Source organism: Pseudoalteromonas sp. (genome assembly GCF_018402495.1).
Taxonomy (GTDB): Bacteria; Pseudomonadota; Gammaproteobacteria; order Enterobacterales; family Alteromonadaceae; genus Pseudoalteromonas.
Genome location: NZ_JAGYIU010000007.1, coordinates 18466 through 36405, shown reverse-complemented (window position 1 = coordinate 36405; position 17940 = coordinate 18466). Strand labels below are relative to the sequence as shown.

22 protein-coding genes are annotated in these 17940 nt (G+C 40.4%); 6 read left to right on the top strand and 16 right to left on the bottom strand.

What is annotated here, in order from left to right; translation table 11 throughout:
* Window positions 1-37: 37 nt before the first annotated feature.
* Entirely contained in the window at window positions 38-1309 is a 1272-nt protein-coding gene (locus tag KG708_RS16985) for an MATE family efflux transporter (protein WP_213611799.1), read from the bottom strand.
* A gap of 42 nt (window positions 1310-1351) precedes the next feature.
* Between KG708_RS16985 and KG708_RS16980 the strand changes: the two genes are divergently transcribed.
* Window positions 1352-2383 carry a polysaccharide deacetylase family protein gene (locus KG708_RS16980; protein ID WP_213611759.1) on the top strand — a complete coding sequence of 344 codons (1032 nt, stop codon included), beginning with the start codon at window positions 1352-1354 and terminating at the stop codon, window positions 2381-2383.
* Between the two features lie 219 nt (window positions 2384-2602).
* Here KG708_RS16980 and KG708_RS16975 read toward each other — a convergent pair whose 3' ends face one another.
* Genes KG708_RS16975 through KG708_RS16955 form a run of 5 tightly spaced genes read right to left on the bottom strand, consistent with a single transcriptional unit; the run spans window position 2603 to window position 6391 of the window.
* The gene (locus KG708_RS16975; RefSeq protein WP_213611757.1) at window positions 2603-3226 is read right to left on the bottom strand and encodes an SCO family protein; all 624 of its coding nucleotides are present in this window, start codon (window positions 3224-3226) and stop codon (window positions 2603-2605) included.
* Window positions 3223-4152, bottom strand: a complete 930-nt coding sequence (gene cyoE, locus KG708_RS16970) for a heme o synthase (protein ID WP_213611755.1) — start codon at window positions 4150-4152, stop codon at window positions 3223-3225. The genes KG708_RS16975 and cyoE overlap by 4 nt, the downstream gene beginning before the upstream one ends.
* Window positions 4153-4164: 12 nt before the next feature.
* Window positions 4165-5154: a COX15/CtaA family protein gene (locus KG708_RS16965; RefSeq protein ID WP_213611753.1), complete on the bottom strand. Its 990-nt coding sequence runs from the start codon at window positions 5152-5154 to the stop codon at window positions 4165-4167.
* A 12-nt stretch (window positions 5155-5166) separates the two neighbouring features.
* On the bottom strand, window positions 5167-5661 hold the full coding sequence (locus tag KG708_RS16960; RefSeq protein ID WP_213611751.1) for a transmembrane cytochrome oxidase associated protein: 495 nt from the start codon (window positions 5659-5661) through the stop codon (window positions 5167-5169).
* Complete coding sequence (locus tag KG708_RS16955; RefSeq protein ID WP_213611749.1) at window positions 5651-6391, bottom strand: SURF1 family protein; 741 nt, start codon at window positions 6389-6391, stop codon at window positions 5651-5653. The genes KG708_RS16960 and KG708_RS16955 overlap by 11 nt, the downstream gene beginning before the upstream one ends.
* A gap of 14 nt (window positions 6392-6405) precedes the next feature.
* Here KG708_RS16955 and KG708_RS16950 point away from each other — a divergent pair, with 14 nt between their 5' ends.
* Window positions 6406-6717: a DUF2909 family protein gene (locus KG708_RS16950; protein WP_213611747.1), complete on the top strand. Its 312-nt coding sequence runs from the start codon at window positions 6406-6408 to the stop codon at window positions 6715-6717.
* Here the strand turns inward: KG708_RS16950 and KG708_RS16945 are convergent.
* The 5 genes from KG708_RS16945 to lexA form a co-directional block, all read right to left on the bottom strand.
* Window positions 6617-7492, bottom strand: a complete 876-nt coding sequence (locus KG708_RS16945) for a cytochrome c oxidase subunit 3 (protein ID WP_213611745.1) — start codon at window positions 7490-7492, stop codon at window positions 6617-6619. The genes KG708_RS16950 and KG708_RS16945 overlap by 101 nt on opposite strands.
* A gap of 36 nt (window positions 7493-7528) precedes the next feature.
* A complete protein-coding gene (locus KG708_RS16940; RefSeq protein WP_213611743.1) occupies window positions 7529-8059 on the bottom strand; it encodes a cytochrome c oxidase assembly protein in 531 nt (176 codons plus the stop codon).
* A complete protein-coding gene (gene ctaD, locus KG708_RS16935) occupies window positions 8059-9651 on the bottom strand; it encodes a cytochrome c oxidase subunit I (RefSeq protein WP_213611741.1) in 1593 nt (530 codons plus the stop codon). The genes KG708_RS16940 and ctaD overlap by 1 nt, the downstream gene beginning before the upstream one ends.
* Complete coding sequence (gene coxB / locus KG708_RS16930) at window positions 9651-10793, bottom strand: cytochrome c oxidase subunit II (protein ID WP_213611739.1); 1143 nt, start codon at window positions 10791-10793, stop codon at window positions 9651-9653. The genes ctaD and coxB overlap by 1 nt, the downstream gene beginning before the upstream one ends.
* Before the next feature lie 492 nt (window positions 10794-11285).
* Entirely contained in the window at window positions 11286-11903 is a 618-nt protein-coding gene (gene lexA / locus KG708_RS16925; RefSeq protein ID WP_213611737.1) for a transcriptional repressor LexA, read from the bottom strand.
* A gap of 198 nt (window positions 11904-12101) precedes the next feature.
* Between lexA and KG708_RS16920 the strand changes: the two genes are divergently transcribed.
* A complete protein-coding gene (locus KG708_RS16920) occupies window positions 12102-12545 on the top strand; it encodes a PaaI family thioesterase (protein ID WP_213611728.1) in 444 nt (147 codons plus the stop codon).
* A 28-nt stretch (window positions 12546-12573) separates the two neighbouring features.
* Here the strand turns inward: KG708_RS16920 and KG708_RS16915 are convergent, their stop codons facing one another.
* Window positions 12574-12954 carry a hypothetical protein gene (locus KG708_RS16915; protein ID WP_036983336.1) on the bottom strand — a complete coding sequence of 127 codons (381 nt, stop codon included), beginning with the start codon at window positions 12952-12954 and terminating at the stop codon, window positions 12574-12576.
* Between the two features lie 252 nt (window positions 12955-13206).
* Here KG708_RS16915 and KG708_RS16910 point away from each other — a divergent pair, with 252 nt between their 5' ends.
* Window positions 13207-13860: an endonuclease gene (locus tag KG708_RS16910; RefSeq protein WP_213611726.1), complete on the top strand. Its 654-nt coding sequence runs from the start codon at window positions 13207-13209 to the stop codon at window positions 13858-13860.
* A 39-nt stretch (window positions 13861-13899) separates the two neighbouring features.
* Here KG708_RS16910 and KG708_RS16905 read toward each other — a convergent pair whose 3' ends face one another.
* A complete protein-coding gene (locus tag KG708_RS16905; protein WP_301003481.1) occupies window positions 13900-14742 on the bottom strand; it encodes an FAD-binding oxidoreductase in 843 nt (280 codons plus the stop codon).
* A 38-nt stretch (window positions 14743-14780) separates the two neighbouring features.
* On the bottom strand, window positions 14781-15677 hold the full coding sequence (locus KG708_RS16900) for a LysR family transcriptional regulator (protein ID WP_213611725.1): 897 nt from the start codon (window positions 15675-15677) through the stop codon (window positions 14781-14783).
* 116 nt (window positions 15678-15793) lie between these two features.
* Between KG708_RS16900 and KG708_RS16895 the strand changes: the two genes are divergently transcribed.
* Window positions 15794-16360 (top strand): NAD(P)H-dependent oxidoreductase, encoded by a 567-nt coding sequence (locus KG708_RS16895; RefSeq protein WP_213611724.1) that lies wholly within the window; start codon window positions 15794-15796, stop codon window positions 16358-16360.
* 7 nt (window positions 16361-16367) lie between these two features.
* Here KG708_RS16895 and KG708_RS16890 read toward each other — a convergent pair whose 3' ends face one another.
* Window positions 16368-16811, bottom strand: a complete 444-nt coding sequence (locus KG708_RS16890) for a TerB family tellurite resistance protein (RefSeq protein WP_213611723.1) — start codon at window positions 16809-16811, stop codon at window positions 16368-16370.
* A 95-nt stretch (window positions 16812-16906) separates the two neighbouring features.
* Between KG708_RS16890 and KG708_RS16885 the strand changes: the two genes are divergently transcribed.
* Window positions 16907-17278 carry a hypothetical protein gene (locus KG708_RS16885; protein WP_213611721.1) on the top strand — a complete coding sequence of 124 codons (372 nt, stop codon included), beginning with the start codon at window positions 16907-16909 and terminating at the stop codon, window positions 17276-17278.
* On the opposite strand, the gene KG708_RS16880 is transcribed toward KG708_RS16885, so the two are convergent.
* Window positions 17275-17868 carry a hypothetical protein gene (locus tag KG708_RS16880; protein ID WP_213611719.1) on the bottom strand — a complete coding sequence of 198 codons (594 nt, stop codon included), beginning with the start codon at window positions 17866-17868 and terminating at the stop codon, window positions 17275-17277. The two genes, KG708_RS16885 and KG708_RS16880, sit on opposite strands and share 4 nt — an antisense overlap.
* Window positions 17869-17940 lie beyond the last annotated feature (72 nt).

The window sequence follows — 17940 nt, the reverse complement described above, 5'->3', positions numbered from 1 at the left end:
ATTCGTTAAATTGTTCAAATATTTATGCAGGTTGATATTAATCAAGTAATTGATTATTTGCTTTTAGCCACTGATATTTAACAATAAGCGTAACGCCTCGCATAAGCATAAAACAACTCATGGCTAACCATAAACCATGGTTTTGCCAGTCCTGAAATAGCCAAAACACCCCGAAAAAGCCTACAATCGCTGAAAGCAACATACTGTTTCGCATCGCTTTAGCGCGTGTCAGACCAACAAAAATACCATCGAACAAAAAGCAGCTCATAGCTAGAATAGGCAATGCTATTACCCAAGGTAAATAGTGAATGGCCTCGTCAATAACCTCTGGTACATTAGTTAATAGCTTAATAATGCTGCTGCCAAAAACTATAAAAAACACACTATACAAAACGCCGAATAACATACCCCAAAATACACTTATTTTTACCCATAGCCTTATCTTTTCAACACTTTGTTGACCCTTCGCTTGACCGACTTTGGCCTCGCTTGCATAGGCTATTCCATCAAGCGCAAAGCTAACTAACATTAAAAAGTTGAGTAAAACAGCATTGGCGGCTAATGTTGTTTCACCGAGGCGGGCTGCATAAAAGGTCATAAAGCTAAAACATAACTGCAGTACTAAAGAACGAATAAAAATGTCACGGTTTAAGCTAAGCAATCTAGCCATTTTTTCTACACTAAGCCAATTTGCTACAGCCAAACTCATACCATGCTTTTTAGCAAGTTGAGACACCAGCAATAAAGCAAAAACAAGTGCAATGTAGTCAGCAATAAGTGATGCCCACGCAGCCCCTGCAACCGCCCAATCAAGGTACACTACAAAATAAATATCGAGCACAATATTGGTAATATTAGTCACTAACAGTAAATAAAATGGCCCTCGTCCGTAATGAACACCTAGCATCCAGCCTAATAAAACAAGGTTACACAGTGCTGCAGGGGCGCTAAAAATACGAATACTAAAATACCGATAGGCTTCATTGAGTACATCAGTATTGGCAGCTGATAAATACGCAATGGCATGTTTTATAAGGGGTGATAGCAAAATAAGGAGTAAGGCAACCGAAGTGGCTAACAATAAACTGCGCTTAAGTAAGGCTGCAAGCTGAGTTAAATCATTTTGACCATAAGCCTGCGCCACCAGCCCAGTGGTACTCATTCTTAAAAATCCAGCGAGCCAAAATAAAATAGAGATCACGGTAGAACCTAAGGCAATGCCCGCTAAATAATGAGCACTTCCTAAATGGCCAATAACCGCTGTATCAACAATTCCTAACAGTGGCACAGTAATATTTGATAATATCATTGGACCGGCTAACAACAACAAGCTTTTATGGTGTGCTTTATTATGTATAAGAAATTGTTTCATTTAGTATTATTGTTCCTAATTAGTGTTTCTCTTCGCGCGCAAGCTGCTGTTATTCTACAGTATCATCACGTTAGCGAAACCCTTCCTGCAGTTACAAGTGTCAGCGCTAAAACCTTTACCGAACACTTAAATTATTTAAAAAAGCATAATTTTAATGTGATCCCTTTAAATGAGCTTATTGATTCATTGCAACAAGGTAAGTCTTTAACGAAAAAAACGATCGCTATTACATTTGATGATGGTTATAACAACAATTATGAACAAGCCGCCCCTATCCTTGAAAAATTTGGCTACCCCTATACTATTTTTGTAAACCCTAAATTAATTGACGAAAAAACGAGTTACGTTATGGGGTGGGATAAGCTCAGAGAGCTTGCTAAAAAAGGGGCTCTCATCGCCAACCACAGTGCCGAACATAACTATTTGCATAAAAAGCTTGAAAGTGAAACGCAAAGTCAGTGGCGAGAGCGCACTAAAAACGACATTCTTAGCTCGCAACAGCGCATTAAAGAAGAAATAGGCCACGATTATAAATACCTTGCCTATCCATACGGAGAATTTAACAATGAGTTACAATCTTTGGTAAAAGAACTTGGTTTTATCGGTATCGGTCAACACTCTGGTGCTGTTAATCAACACGCGAACTTTAGTCGCTTACCGCGCTTTCCTGCATCGGGTTTTTATAGCAAGTTAGATACATTAAGCACTAAGCTCAATTCGGTTGCTTTTACTATTAACAAACTCACATACGAAGATAGTGTAACAACCCAGAATCCGCCGTCGTTAACAATAACGCTGGAAACTAGCGACTTTCATAAAAGCCAATTTGCGTGTTATGTGTCTAGCGTTGGGCAAGCTAACCTAAATTGGTTAGATGACAATACGGTTGAGATAACATCACCAAAGCAACTCAATAAAGGCCGCTCTCGCTTTAATTGTACGGCTCCGTCAATAAAACAAGCCGGTAGTTATTATTGGTTCTCACAACCGTGGGTGATTAAAGACGCTTGATATTTATACCCACTGTATAAAATTAGGGTCTGTTGGCATTGATACTGCGTTATCGCCTATTTATGGGGAATAACTACACCACATAGGCGCTGCCTTGGCTAAATACCAAACAGACTACTGCAAATTTAACCTTGAAAGGTCAACAGGCCCTAGTATTAACCGTCGCTGGATTACTTTCCCAGCGACGCGCTTCATTTCAACCCATAAAATCGCAGAGCGTTAAAACGAGTCTTTGTAGTAATCAGCTATCTCAATGAATTCTGCAATTAGCTTAGTGGTATTAACGAGCGGTACATCACCTTGTTTAAACTCTGGCTTAAAAATAGCTCTTAATGACCCATTTCCATCGACAAGTGCAACGGAGGCACTATGATCTACGGCATAGTCCGATTTATTGCTATCACTAATTGCATAAATTAATCCAAGCTCACGGACAAATGGGAATAAGTCCTTGTGCTCGCCTGATACAGCTAAAAAATCTGGATTAAAGTAATCTATGTACTCTTTACGTTTTTGGGCAATATCACGTTTAGGATCAACAGATATAAACCATACTTGTAGTGGGTACTCAGCCTGCAAATTTTTATAGACATTGTTGAGCTTAGCTAGCGTCATTGGGCAAATATCAGGGCAACTGGTGTAACCTAAAAATACTAAATTCCATTGACCTAAAAACTGCTGTTTGGTTACTGAATTCCCTTGTTGATCATTCAACGAGAAATCAGATAACGGCTTTGCGGTTTCATAAACTAACGCATCAAGATCTTGTAAATTATTTTTATCACTACAGGCTGATAAAAAGAGTACTGAAAAAACAACTAAACCACACCATAACTGCTTCATATAACTAGCCATTTATCTATAAATAAGATGATAAATAGTATCATCAAATGAATAATCGAAAAACGAAATAAATTCATTGCGGTGTCTTCTTTGGCGGCAAACTTTAAGTTAATTGCTTTGTATATAAATACAATATTGAGAAGACATGCCCCGCTTAGATAAATAAGCCCTGACATGCCAATCAAATAAGGAAACACACATACAATGGCGAGTAATACCGAATATGCAAGCACGCATGTTTTACAAAAATCGATACCATGGGTGACCGGTAACATGGGGATTTTAGCCCGCTCATAATCACTTTTACGCGCGATGGCGAGCGCCCAAAAATGAGGTGGGGTCCAGGTAAATATAATCATCACCAGCAACCAAGGGGCTGCCGCCATTTGATTTGTTTCAGACACCCAACCGAGTAATGGAGGCATTGCACCGGCTAATCCCCCTATAACTATATTTTGTGGTGTGGCACGTTTTAAAAATGACGTATAAATAAACGCATAACCAACAAGTGCAAATAAGGTCAGTATGGCTGTGAGCGTATTTGCCCACAACATCAGTATAATAAAGCCCGCAACGCCAATGACAGCCGCAAAGCTCAACGCGTGTAATTTACTTAAACGCCCTTTAGCAACAGGGCGATGGCGGGTGCGTGCCATTTTGCTATCAATTTCGCTATCAACTACATGATTAATGACTGCGGCGGCCGCAGAGAGTAATCCAATCCCTAATAAACTGATGAACTGAACCCCAACACCTCTGCCAACATCAGGGGCTAGCGCTAAACCAACCCATGCTGTTAACACTAGCATAGCCACTACTTTAAACTTACTAATTGCCAAATAATCTTGGATTAAGTGGTAGCTTTTAGTCAATGTCGATGTGCTGTAAACGGGCTGCATTGCTTTTTTATTAATTATAAGTGCCATAACCTTTCCCCTTTAAGTACGTACTTTTAGGTAATAACATAACCTAATCATAGTTAATAACAGTATGGCAGCCATTAAGTTATGCGCCAGTGCCACGCCTAACGGAAAATGAAAATGCACAACCGCTAACCCTAAAGCTATCTGGCAAAATAACGCCACTAATACACTCACCGTACAGCTTTTAATTTTTTGAGAATACGCGTGACTGTATATACGCCACATCACTAAGGCTAAAACAATACAGGTAACTAAGGCCCATATACGATGCAGTAAATGAATAGACATACGCGCTTGTTGCGACAACACACCAAATTCATAATTACTGTGCTCAAGGGGAAGCTGAAAAACACTACTGAGTGAAAATGGCTGAGCATAACTACACAGTGGTAAGCCATTGCAATGTGGCGCTGCATAATTAGCGGCTAACCAACCACCGAGGGCAATTTGTAAAATAAGCACTGTGAGTGCCACTAAGCTTAATTTAAAATAAGATTTTGCGCCTGCATCGCCACCTGTAATAGGTTGGCTGGTCAGGCGCAAATACAACAGCATTAATAATGCTAAAATACTAAACCCTCCGAGTAAGTGCCCCATAACAATGAGCGGCTGCAGGTTCATGGTAACCGTCCACATGCCTAATGCAGACTGAAAAACAACCAGCAATAGTAATATCAAAGGTAACTTTACCGGTGTGGTTGGGTACTGGCGCTTTACAAAAGCCAAAATAAACAATACTAAAATTAATACCCCGAGCGTGCCAGCAAAGTAGCGATGGATCATCTCTTTCCATGCTTTGGCTTTTTCAAATATCATATCTGGATAGCTTTGAATCGCTTGTGCAATCTCTGCTTCGCTTTTAGGTACGGTTAAAAAGCCATAACAACCAGGCCAATCGGGACAACCAAGCCCTGCGTCACTTAAACGTGTGTATGCCCCCAGAGCCACCACAATTAATGCGAATAAACTCGTTGCTAATACCAAATTTTTATAGTTTTTATACATAGCATCCTCTTCTTAGCTCGAACGAGAGTAATTAAGTAATTTTTTCAGATCTTTTAATAATCCTTTTTGGATCAAGCGGTTTTCTTGCGGTTGGGATCTAAATGGATACTCCAGGACAATCAGCCCCATATGGTCGATTAAATATAAGCTGGCGGGCTTTAACTGCTGTTGCTCATCAATAATATGCCAACCCGATGTAACCATCTCGGGCTTACCCATAATAGCCATATCAACTTTGTGTTGGTTTTTGCCAAGGGCAATATACAAATTATCCAATGCAGCAAGTTGCTCTGCACAAGGCTCTTCGCATTGTGCTGAATAATTTAAAGCAATGGTCCATTGTTTTGGATTATGCTGCGCCCAATTGTCTAGCTTAATTTCACGCTCTAAAAATTCACCATGGTTAGTAATTGCTGTAGGTAGCCAATCAAGTTTTAACGCGCTGTAAGCCAGCACTAAAGGAATAGCGCAGCACACAGCAAAGAGTAACAGGGGTTTATTTTTCATTATCTATCCTCTTCCTGCTTGCAAAAATAGCGACCACCACACAGGCAACCGCAATTAAAAACCACTGTACTGAGTAGGCATAATGTTTTTCTGGACTCATAACAACGGCTTCATAATGAGGGGCAGCAATTTCATCAGCTTGACCTTGGCGGTAAGCCATAAAATTCACTAAAGGGCGATTAGATTGGCTACTCAATGCTTGTAAATCAATGATTTGAATTCGTTTGGCTAAATCCGACTGAGTATTGTTATTGGCTAAGGTAAAGCCACTTAAATTATCTTCTTTAATTTGTGCCGTTAACGTAAATTTACCACTAGGTATCGTAACGCGAGGTAAAATATCTCTTGAGCGACCGGCTTTTATCCAGCCTAAATTTACTAACAACAAGCGCGACTCATCGGCTAGTTTTAGTAGTGCCAGTAAGTCATAACCTACCTGACCATTATATATTTGGTTATCGAGCAACCAATAATTGTCTGTGTCTAAATGGCCACTTAACGAAACCAATACACCGGTTTTGTTCCATTCTTTGGGTAGCTGCTGCAACTCTGCCCAGCTCATTACGCCATGTTGCTGTATATTTTCAATGGCGCTCAGTTGCTGTTGCTTTTGTTCTGCTCGTTGTAATTGCCAAAACCCTAATCGCACACAAACTAATACCACAATAACAACCAAGCAAATTGTTATTATTGAGCTAAGCTTTTGTTTGTTCAATACAACTAACTGCATAAGGGTAAAATCCAGTGATTATTAAAATTATTATTGTTCTACTGTTATTATTTATATTATTTAATTTATTTCGTGCTTTATTAATTATGGTGTCAGGGAAAACCAATGGACGCCCTATGTCTCACTTTTTAGGGCGTCGGGTGTTATTTTCTGTTGTGATATTAGTGATGGTGATTGCCGCACTAAAACTTGGTTTTATTACGGCAAATCACTCCCCCTTAATCACTAAAGCACATACACAAATACAAACAAACACAGCCAAACAACATCGACAAAATGCCAGTACCACGCCGCAGCTTGAAACGCGAAGTGCTTATCTTTTGTAAAATGGCCTTTTAAGATCCGTAGAAAAACGACCAATAAAATAATCGTACCTAAGGTGACATGCATGCCGTGAAAGCCGGTTAACAAATAGAAAGTATTACCATAAATACCCGCATCTAAGGTTAAGTTAAGATCGTTATAAGCATAAATGTACTCTTCTACCTGCAGCCCCAAAAAGCACACACCCAATAAAATAGTAACGCCTAAAAAAACCTTAAGTGGGGTGCGCTTGTTATTTTCCATCGCCACATGAGCAAAATGCAGAGTCACTGACGAGGCTAATAAAATAAGGGTATTTATAAGTGGTAACCCTTGCCAGCCCATTGCTTGCGTCGTGGTGCCCCCTGGGGTATTTAACAATGGCCACATGGCTTCAAACGTCGGCCACAATACTTCATTTGTCATGGCGTTGTTATCCGCACCTCCAAGCCAAGGCACAGAGAACATGCGGGCATAAAATAATGCGCCAAAAAAGGCCATGAAGAACATCACTTCTGAAAAAATAAACCAACTCATTCCTTGCCTAAAAGAACGGTCCATTTGTGCAGAATATAATCCTTGATCAGACTCGTGTATAACATTTTTAAACCAGTTAAACAGCATGTAAAGTAGTACAGCTATACCTACGTATAACAAGTAAACGCCATTACTACCCTCTTTGCCCATATCCATTACGGTTAAGGCTGCGCCAACCGCAATAAAAAATAATGCAACCGCCCCTACTATTGGCCATGGACTTTGCTCGGGTACATAATAATGTTCATATTTTTGATTCATTTTATTTTGCTCCTAGTTCTTCACTAGTTTTGCAAGCTAGTTATTTCTGGCTACTAGCCGCTCGCTAATATCAAATACGGTATAAGACAGAGTTAACTCTTCTACATCGCTGGGTAATTCAGTATCTACATAAAACAATAATGTAAATTCCAGCTCCTCTCCTGCCTTTAACGGTTGCTGATCAAAGCAAAAACACGCTATTTTGTGTAAATACTTAGCTGCTTTACCCGGTGCTACCGACGGTATAGCCTGCATTACTTTGTCTTCATTGCTATTATTTTTAGCGCTAAACATTACTTCACGCATAGCCCCTGGTTTTACATCTACACTGTACTCTTTAGATTTAACTTCAAAAGGCGCACCACTTTGCGCATGCGTAGTGAAACTAACGCTGACTTCTCTATTTTCAGTGACTAAGGTACTTTGCTGTGCTTGCTCTAACGAGGGCTTACCATTAAGCCCTGTTATATCGCAAAACACGTCATACAAAGGCACCATGGCAAATGCAAAAGCAAACATGGCAATGCAAATAATCACTAGCTTTTTTAACAACGGTAAATGAGTCATTATTTAATATCCGGCGGTGTTGAAAACGTATGATAAGGCGCTGGCGAATCTACTTCCCATTCAAGCCCATGCGCCCCATCCCATACTTTTGCAGGCACTTTATCGCCCCCTTTTGCACACTTATACACCACCACCACAAACAGTAGTTGCGATAAACCAAAAGCAAATCCACCAATACTAATAATGGCGTTAAAATCAGCAAATTGCAGTGCATAATCAGGAATGCGACGTGGCATACCTGCCAAGCCTACAAAGTGCATTGGGAAAAACAGTACATTTACACTCACCAACGACAGCCAAAAGTGCCATTTAGCCAGAGTGATATTAAACATATTTCCCGTCCATTTTGGCAGCCAATAATAAGCTCCCGCCATAATGGAAAATACCGCCCCGGTGACTAAGACATAATGAAAGTGTGCAACCACAAAGTAGGTGTCATGGTATTGAAAATCGGCTGGTGTAATTGCCAGCATCAACCCAGAAAAACCACCCAAAGTAAACAGCACAATAAACGCGATACTAAACAGCATGGGTACTTCAAAACTAATTGAACCGCGCCACATAGTGGCAACCCAGTTAAATACTTTTACCCCAGTTGGCACTGAAATAAGCATGGTCGCATACATAAAAAATAACTCGGCGGCTACTGGCATACCAGTTGTAAACATGTGATGCGCCCATACAATAAAACTTAATAATGCAATAGATGAAGTGGCATACACCATTGAGGCATAACCAAATAGTTTTTTACGCGAAAAAGTAGGAACAATCGTAGAAATAATACCAAAGGCAGGCAAAATCATAATATAAACTTCAGGGTGACCAAAAAACCAAAAAATATGTTGGAACATCACAGGGTCGCCCCCACCGGCGGCATCAAAAAAGCTGGTTGCAAAATATTTATCGGTGAGCACCATAGTAACGGCACCGGCAAGCACAGGCATTACCGCAATAAGTAAAAAAGCTGTGATCAGCCAAGTCCATACAAACAGCGGCAACTTCATCCATGTCATTCCAGGAGCGCGCATATTCACTATGGTAACAACTACATTAATGGCTCCCATTATTGAGCTAATACCCATTATATGTACCGCAAAAACAAATAAAGCCGTACTATCATTACTAAATGCAGTGGATAAAGGTGCATAAAATGTCCAACCAAAAGCTGGTCCCCCTCCAGGCATAAATAATGAGGCAAGCAAAATTAAAAATGCAAATGGTAAAATCCAAAAACTCCAGTTATTCATCCTAGGTAATGCCATGTCTGGCGCACCAATCATCAGTGGGATCATCCAGTTTGCAAGCCCAGTAAAGGCAGGCATAACCGCACCAAACACCATTATTAAACCGTGCATCGTGGTCATTTGATTAAAAAAATGAGGGTCAACTAACTGTAATCCAGGCTGAAATAACTCAGCTCGAATAACCATAGCCATTGCTCCACCAATTAAGAACATGGTGAGTGAAAAAATTAAATATAGGCTGCCTATATCTTTATGATTAGTGGTAAATAACCAGCGTTTAAAGCCTCTGGCAGGTTGATGAGCATGATGAGCCTCATTGGTGTTTGATTGTTCTGCAATGCTACTCATTATTTAGCCTCCCCATCAGCATCCAGTGCCGCTTGTATTTCGCTTGGTTGAATTACATCACCAGTATCATTACCCCATGCGTTGCGTTTATAGGTAATAACAGCAGCTATTTGCTTGATAGATAATTGCTTAGCAAAAGATTGCATCGAAGTACCGGGGCTACCTTTTAGTAAAATATCTATATGCCCCTTAACGTCACCCAATATAACTGGACTGCCTTTCATCGCAGGAAACACTCCAGACAACCCCAAACCAGTTGGCTGATGACAGGCAGCACAGTTGGCCATGTAGACCTGCTCACCCAGTGCCATTAATTCCTCCTTTGGTACAACTTGGTCAAGTAGCGCCGCACTTTCGGCGGCCGCTTTTTGTTTAGCTTGTTTAGCTTCAGCCAACCAGGCTTTAAAGTCTTCCTCTGTTTTAGCTTCAACCACAACAGGCATAAAGCCATGATCTTTACCACACAGCTCTGCACACTGGCCCCGGTAAGTACCCACTTCATTAATATTGGTCCACGTTTCGTTGATAAATCCTGGGTTTGCATCTTTTTTAACGGCAAAGTCAGGCACCCACCATGAGTGAATCACATCATCTGAGGTCATTAAAAAACGTACTTTTTGATTAATTGGCAATACCAGGGGTTTATCTACTTCAAGTAAATAATTCGAATTTTTCTCAGATAAGTTAGTTATCTCATCTTGAGTGGTTGCAAGCATAGAGTAAAACTCAACGTCTTCCCCCATATATTCGTAATGCCACTTCCACTGAGATCCTGTCACTTTAATAGTAAGATCGGCTTTGCTAGCATCTTCCATGGCAATTAAAGTTTTAGTCGCAGGAATGGCCATACCAATTAATATAACGAATGGAATTGCGGTCCAAAGTATTTCTACTTTTGTACTTTCATGGAACTGGGCTGGGACAGCCCCTTTGGATTTACGGTGGTGTATGAGTGCCCAAAACATAATGGCAAACACGATCACCCCAATCACACAACATATTAAAAAAATAGTCATGTGCAGTTGGTATACATTATTACTTATATCGGTTACGCCTTTACGCATATTATATTGGCTATTAGCAAGCACATTCTGCGAAAAAACAAACAATATAAGCCACAAGGAAGAACTCAGCTTACCCATGTGACGGCTCCTTTGATACTATTGCTGACGCAAAGCGAAGAGGCATACGGCTTAAACGCCTATTCGTTATTTTTATTTTTTATAAGGGTGCTGGATTTATTAAATGTGTGTTCTCAAAACGACTAAGCTGTGAGTTATTTTTATTCCAGCTCTTTAATAACTAGTTAAAAAATAAACAATAAGCAAGGTAAGTATAAAAAATAAACAAGGCTTATTTTTTAAAAACCGCAGCTAAAAAAACAGCAACTATTCAGGAAATTAATCTAAGAGTCAGGTTTAGTAAGGGGTGTATTGAAATTACAGGATAGAAATATAAAAAATTGTTAACTTAAAAAAACAGAGCAAATTTTTTATTTATAAAGTATTTAGTGATTTTATTTATGATCGGAGGAGCACTTAACAACATATGGTTATACATTTGATAAGTTAGACGTTGTGCTGCTAACAAACCCAGCGCCTAATCACTATTAAGCGCTAAATTATGTTTTAATATTACATCCAGTCAGCGTTACGAATAACACCTACCGCTAAGCCTTCAATATTAAATGACTCATTTTCTAAGTCGACCTCAATAGCCGAAAACTCATCATTTTCAGCATGTAAGAGTACTTTTCTGCCTGCTTTTTCTAAACGCTTCACAGTTACATCATCGTCGACACGGGCAACAATAACTTGTCCATTTTCGGCAACTTGGGTTTTATGCACAGCAAGTAAATCACCATCCATAATACCAATGTCTTTCATACTCATACCATTAACACGCAATAAAAAATCGGCCGCCGGTTTAAACATTAAAGGGTCAATTTTACAGTGGCTTTCTACATGCTGTTGCGCCAATATTGGCTCACCGGCAGCAACCCTGCCAATTAAAGGTAAGCCTAATTGCTCTGGTTCTTCTTCTTCAACAAGCTGAATGCCCCGACTCGCGCCTGGCTTCATTTTAATCACACCTTTTTTGGCCAGTGCTTTTAAGTGTTCTTCTGAAGCATTCGCACTTTTAAAACCCAGTGTTTGTGCAATTTCGGCACGTGTAGGAGGCATACCAGTGTCTTTAATAAACACTTTGATGAGTTCGAGTATTTGCGCTTGGCGTTTCGTTAATGGTCGCATACAACTGGTTTTCCATACAGTACAATTAACTGTGAGTATATACAGTTATTTAAAAATCGCAAATATAAATTAACGCCCCATATGCCGTTACCATCAAATAATAACCTACTTTAAAAGCATGATGATAAATGTAATGATTAGCAACGCATTATCATATTAATAAATTTTAATTCTCAATTACTTATCCAAGGAGCTAGCATGAGTATTTGGCATCAACCGATTACATTAGAGTTTTGTAAGCAATTAGATCAGGGTATTACAGGCCAAGGGACACTCATGAAAACCATGGGAATAGAGATCAGCGAAATTGGTGATGACTACTTAGTAGCAACTATGCCGGCAATTTCAGAGCATCATAACCCTATGGGTATCGTTCATGGTGGTGCAAATGTGGTACTTGCTGAAACAGTAGCAAGTTATGCCGCTAATTTTGTGGTTGATTTCAATCGGTTTTATTGTGTTGGCCAAGAGATCAGTGCAAGTCATTTAAAGGCATCACGCAATGGCACATTAACGGCCACTGCAAGAGCTTATCATATCGGCAAACGCAGCTCGGTTTGGGATATTAAAATAACCAATAGCCGCAATGAGCTTTGCTGCGTATCACGTATGACCGCAGCCGTAGTAGAGCGAAAAGGCTAGTAAATCTGTTACCAAGGTTGAGGTTAAATTACTTTTCGAGAGGGTAAATAGTAATTTCCACGCCTGCACCAATTGCAGATATACGTAACAAGGTATCTGCATGTAAGGCTTGGTTAAAGCATTTTGGCGACGTACCCGACTCAAACCCCATATCAAACGTTCTGCGAGAACAACTCAACCATTGCTTTAATGCATTGCGTGAACACGACTCGATTAACTCACACAAGTGATTAATTGCTTTGTCTGGCGTGGTTATTTCACCTGCAACCTCAATGCGAGCAAGTTGACGGTATTCGTCTTTATCATAATGTAAAATAGTTGCGACCTTTTTTAAATCAGCAACTAATACGCTAATATCTTGCTTTGACTCAAGCTCTAGATCTACATTTAAAAATTGAATTTCCGACATTATCTCGTTTTTACCCTCTATTAATTTCATTGCAAACTTTAACGCAGTTTTACCGTTATACCAAATCAACAACGCAGGAATCACTGCATTAACACGTTTTTAGCGTTAGCCTCTGAATATTGCCCACTATTTACTCCTAAAAAATGCCCTCTACAAAATACGCAAATTAAAATTAAAGCATGCCGGCGGCAGTTTACTTTTTTATTCTAGGCCTTAAACTAGGCGCTCCTGTAGTTCACGTATGTGATGGATATGATTCGGTTTATTTTAGCTTTGTTGGCTTGCTGTGCTTGTTTTTCAGCAATAGGCGAACAATTTACGCGGTTTTCGAGTGCCAAAAAGCATTTAATTAATACCCTTCCCGAAAACGCTAAAAGTATTTATTGTGGTTGCGATATAAAAAAACAAGGCAAAAAGTTAGTACCCGATCCTACCCATTGTGGCTACGTGCCTCGCAACACACTAACCCGCTCAGGCAAAGTAAATCAACGTGCCCTGCGAATTGAATGGGAACATATTGTCCCTGCATGGGAATTTGGTCACCAGTTACAATGCTGGCAAGATGGTGGGCGTAATAATTGCCGCAAAGTTAGCGCTAAGTTTCGCATGATGGAAGCCGATATAAACAATTTAGCCCCTGCAATTGGTGAAATTAACGCCGATCGCTCAAACTACCGCTTTGGCATGTTAGCCCAAAACGCGACGCAATATGGTCGCTGTGAGGTTAAAGTTAATTTTAAACAACGTGTTGTTGAACCACCTGTTTATGCACGTAAACGCATTGCCGATGCGTACGCTTACATGCAAAAAACCTATGGTTTAAAAATTTCAGCTAAACAACAAAAGCTATTTAATGCTTGGCAACAACAAGCTTATGCCGCGAACACAAATAGTAAAAAGCTGTAAGTTTAAATTTAAAGCGTGTAACACACGCTTTAAATTAACCTATAACGCTTGGTGTGGTCCAAATATTTCGTAGTGAATATTTGAGCTTTGCACACCTAAATCAAGTAATTGGCCTTTTACGTAAGCCATAAATGATGCTGGTCCACACAAATAAAATACACCCTCGCTAATAGGCAATGACACCTCAAGCACCGACAAATCCATTAGCCCAGTGAAATCACACTCCTCGCCACCTTGATTAAACCAAGTAAATGTTTTTAGCTGTGGGTGCATTGCCGTTTGCTGCGCTAAATACTCTTTAAATGAAAATTCGCGGCTGTTTTCACACGCGTGCAAATAACTAATCGCTTGATGGGAATTGTCACTCAGTAGCGTTTGCAGCATCGCCATCATCGGGGTTTGGCCAACGCCTGCTGAAATAAATACCATTGGAGTTGCCTCATTTTTTAAAATGAAATCGCCCGCCGGCGGGTATAACTCTACTCGTGCACCTTGCCCTAATGAGTGTAAATAATTAGACACCACGCCAGGCTTTGGTTGGCACTCTTTTTTAACGCTAATACGATAGTTTTTAGCATTACTTTTTTGTGAAAGGGAATACTGGCGGATCGCTTCATATTCTGCGCTCTGAGGCTTCACTTTAATACCAATGTATTGTCCTAGCTTATGGGCGATAACGGCTTTGCCGTCTACAGGCGTGAGTATAAAGCTAGTTACCAATTCAGATTCAACATGTTTATGCGTAATTTCAAACTTCCGTGCGCTTACCCAGCCACCGTGGTTATTTTTATTGTTCGCATACAACGCCGCCTCTTCAGTAATATAAATATCAGCAAGCAAACCGTAGGCTTCACGAAGCGCATATTTAAAACGGCTAGCCAAACGCTTGGGTATTTCAGTAAAAAATCGTTGTAGCCTTTTTAACTTAACTTGCGCTGCTTAAAATAATTTTTTAATAGCTGACTAAACGCTTGAACCTTTGCTGTTCGGTGCACTAAATGATGCGTAACCAGCCACAAATCGGTTGGCCAGCTTAGTTCGTTAGGCAGTACAGGGACTAAATCGGGGTATTGCGCGGCAACATCATGCTGTAATCCACCAATACCGAGTCCTTTTACTATGGCGCGGGTGGCTTCTGAGGTTTCTGATACCCTTAGCTTAACTTGCGACGGGGAGATATTTTCATCAACCCATACAAAGTAAGGCACTTTAGCATTATACCCTGTCACACCTGACACAAAGCTATGCAGCGATAGTTGCGCTAATGTTTGTGGTAACCCATAACGGCTAATGTAATGCTTTGATGCATAAAATCCTGAAGAGAGCGCCGCTAAATGCTGAGCAATATAATCACCTTCATCCGGTCTGGGCCCGGCTCTTACTGCGATATGTGCTTGCCCATGGTCTAAGCGTAAGCGCTTTTGATCCATAATCACTTGTAATTGCACTTGCGGATGCAAGGTTTGAAACTGCTCACACACCTCACTTAATACGTCAATAAAGCCACTGACTGTGGTGAGCAACAAGCTACCTTGCAAGGTGCTATCTGCAGCAATAATGTCACTGTGGAGACGCTCTAGTTCACCATTAATCGCTTGTGCTGTTGTAAATAACTTAGCGCCAATTTCTGTGACTTTGTAGCCGCGAGCATGGCGATGAAATAGTCGCGCATTTAAGCTTTTTTCTAAGTTGTTTATTCGCCTGAGCACCGTACTATGGTGAACATCTAACACTTCGGCCGCGGCAGTTAAAGTACCTAAGCGCGCTACCTCGTAAGCAACCTTAAGGTCTTGCCAATCATTAAATTGAATTGCCATGATAACCACTCTTTAATCTGTGCATATACGCACACAAGTTTTGCGTTTATTTGGCTTTTCTGCAAGTAATTATTTGTTAAAGTCACGCTATACACACTCATTATCAGGAGCAGCTCATGACAACACCAAAAATTATTGCCCTAGCAGGTAGCTTACGTAAAGATAGTTTTAACCAGAAACTCATTAACGAAGCGGCACGCTTTGCTTTAGAAAGTGGCGCTGAAGTCGAAGTAATTAAACTCGCAGATTTAGCCATTCCTATGTTTGATGAAGATCTCGAGGCACAAGGCACACCAGCCGGTGTACAACAACTAAAAGACAAACTTCGCGCAGCCGATGGCATTTTGCTAGCAAGTCCAGAATATAATGGCTCTATTACTGCAGTATTAAAAAATGCCATTGATTGGGCATCGCGCACCGAGCAAGGCGCAGAGCCTGCATTTGCAAATAAAGTAACCGCGTTATATGCAGCCTCACCAGGTGGGTTGGGCGGTTTACGGGGCTTAAATCATGTGCGCGATATTTTATCAGGCATTGGCAGCTTAGTATTAGCAAACCAACTGGCTGTACCGGCTATTCACACTTTACTAGATGATAACGGGCGAATTACTGACCCCGCTACCGCTGAAAAAGTGGCTGGTCTTGCACAGCAGTTAGTTAGCGTAGCAAGTAAGCTTAAATAAGCAGCCACTACAACTTTGTTGCTGCAAGCTTTGCAGCAATAAAGTCTTCATGGGTAACATACAATAAGTTAGCAACACGACGAATAACGTATTCTTCTTGTGGATCAAGTTCTCCATCGGAGTACGCTAAACGCCAAAGTAACTCAACTATATCAATGCGTTGCTGTGCACTACATTGATTGTTAATTTGCTTAGAAAATTGAAAATAATCAATGGCGTCATCTAAGCTCGCACTTGCTTGCTCGGTTAACTCACCTACTGCTTCATCAGTTAGATCAAAATATTTTTTTAATGTCAGACTTAACGTATGCTGTTCATCTGCCTGTAAATCGTTATCCGCTCGCATTACCTCAATTAATAACGCGGCAACGGCTGTTTTTAAATCATGTTGTTCAATATCAGCGCTTTGCTGATCAATACTCGAAAAAAGCTGTTTAATTTGCTTGAACATCACATTTCCCCTTTTTGGGTGTTAGACTTATATCATAACGGGTGTAATTGATATGCTGATCACACTACCCAATATTAAGATGGAGTTAAAGGTTTATGAGTATAAAAGCCAATCATTACATACATGGAATTATTAGCTGGGGTTTATTAACAGGGTGTTTGAGTGTGTCGGCAGAGCAAAGTGAAATGCAGCGACTTTATGATTTTGATGACAAAGTGCATTACAAGCAAACACAAATAGATACCAACAACTATTACCTAGAGATACAGTCTGACGACTACCCACATTTTAAAAATCAAAGTGTATTTTTGTTGCGCCACGCTAACCGCCTATGTCGCGACAATCCTTTTATGTTAAAAGTGACCGAGGGCGTGCAGGAATATGAACGTTTTCCAACAAAACCGCGCGCTTATCAGCCACCTCTAACAGTACTACTTCAGTGCGAAAGTGAATCCACAAAAGATTAGTCTTTATAACCCCATGGCGCTGCTGGTGGTGTGATAGGTTTTTTTAAATCAAAATCAACGCGGAATTCGCGTCCTTGGCGAATCAAGCGATACGTAAATTGCTCTGGATAAATATACATTTGCCACGTATTACCCATAGACTGAGGTATGCCTTGGCTGACAAACAACTCTTTTGAATACTGATCCGCAGGGAACGATTGTACATTAGCAAAACCCGCGTCAACAGTATGACCACCATACATAGTAGACACATCATCGCTGCCATCTTTATGGCGATGATCGTGTTTTAAGCTTAAACCACTGCCGGTTTTAGTAATGATCCAGGTACGCGATGCATCATCACCAACATGAAACGGTACTTGTAACTCGCTATCGGTGCATTTACGAACATGCATGACTAGCTTTTTACCGGCAAACGAACTTGGGCCGGTTGCATTATCTACCGTTACTTTACCCTCGTAAGCTTTACCACAATGAGCAGCAATATTATCGAAAAAACCATCATGGCTTGGAATAGATACTAAAGGCGCTGGGCGTGCTAATACACCGGTTGATGCCAGCATTAACGCTGCAGCTGTTAATAATTTCATAATTTATTCCTTATAATGTAAATACTAAGATTAACGCGTTAACAAACACAAAGGAAATAATAGCGATGAACT

What these genes read in the sequence shown, in the direction of transcription:
- KG708_RS16985 (WP_213611799.1), bottom strand. Translation starts at nt 1,309, where the DNA reads ATGATATTATCAAATATTACTGTGCCACTGTTAGGAATTGTTGATACA.
- KG708_RS16980 (WP_213611759.1), top strand. Translation starts at nt 1,352, where the DNA reads ATGTATAAGAAATTGTTTCATTTAGTATTATTGTTCCTAATTAGTGTT.
- KG708_RS16975 (WP_213611757.1), bottom strand. Translation starts at nt 3,226, where the DNA reads ATGAAGCAGTTATGGTGTGGTTTAGTTGTTTTTTCAGTACTCTTTTTA.
- cyoE (WP_213611755.1), bottom strand. Translation starts at nt 4,152, where the DNA reads ATGGCACTTATAATTAATAAAAAAGCAATGCAGCCCGTTTACAGCACA.
- KG708_RS16965 (WP_213611753.1), bottom strand. Translation starts at nt 5,154, where the DNA reads ATGTATAAAAACTATAAAAATTTGGTATTAGCAACGAGTTTATTCGCA.
- KG708_RS16960 (WP_213611751.1), bottom strand. Translation starts at nt 5,661, where the DNA reads ATGAAAAATAAACCCCTGTTACTCTTTGCTGTGTGCTGCGCTATTCCT.
- KG708_RS16955 (WP_213611749.1), bottom strand. Translation starts at nt 6,391, where the DNA reads ATGCAGTTAGTTGTATTGAACAAACAAAAGCTTAGCTCAATAATAACA.
- KG708_RS16945 (WP_213611745.1), bottom strand. Translation starts at nt 7,492, where the DNA reads ATGAATCAAAAATATGAACATTATTATGTACCCGAGCAAAGTCCATGG.
- KG708_RS16940 (WP_213611743.1), bottom strand. Translation starts at nt 8,059, where the DNA reads ATGACTCATTTACCGTTGTTAAAAAAGCTAGTGATTATTTGCATTGCC.
- ctaD (WP_213611741.1), bottom strand. Translation starts at nt 9,651, where the DNA reads ATGAGTAGCATTGCAGAACAATCAAACACCAATGAGGCTCATCATGCT.
- coxB (WP_213611739.1), bottom strand. Translation starts at nt 10,793, where the DNA reads ATGGGTAAGCTGAGTTCTTCCTTGTGGCTTATATTGTTTGTTTTTTCG.
- lexA (WP_213611737.1), bottom strand. Translation starts at nt 11,903, where the DNA reads ATGCGACCATTAACGAAACGCCAAGCGCAAATACTCGAACTCATCAAA.
- KG708_RS16920 (WP_213611728.1), top strand. Translation starts at nt 12,102, where the DNA reads ATGAGTATTTGGCATCAACCGATTACATTAGAGTTTTGTAAGCAATTA.
- KG708_RS16915 (WP_036983336.1), bottom strand. Translation starts at nt 12,954, where the DNA reads ATGTCGGAAATTCAATTTTTAAATGTAGATCTAGAGCTTGAGTCAAAG.
- KG708_RS16910 (WP_213611726.1), top strand. Translation starts at nt 13,207, where the DNA reads ATGATTCGGTTTATTTTAGCTTTGTTGGCTTGCTGTGCTTGTTTTTCA.
- KG708_RS16900 (WP_213611725.1), bottom strand. Translation starts at nt 15,677, where the DNA reads ATGGCAATTCAATTTAATGATTGGCAAGACCTTAAGGTTGCTTACGAG.
- KG708_RS16895 (WP_213611724.1), top strand. Translation starts at nt 15,794, where the DNA reads ATGACAACACCAAAAATTATTGCCCTAGCAGGTAGCTTACGTAAAGAT.
- KG708_RS16890 (WP_213611723.1), bottom strand. Translation starts at nt 16,811, where the DNA reads ATGTTCAAGCAAATTAAACAGCTTTTTTCGAGTATTGATCAGCAAAGC.
- KG708_RS16885 (WP_213611721.1), top strand. Translation starts at nt 16,907, where the DNA reads ATGAGTATAAAAGCCAATCATTACATACATGGAATTATTAGCTGGGGT.
- KG708_RS16880 (WP_213611719.1), bottom strand. Translation starts at nt 17,868, where the DNA reads ATGAAATTATTAACAGCTGCAGCGTTAATGCTGGCATCAACCGGTGTA.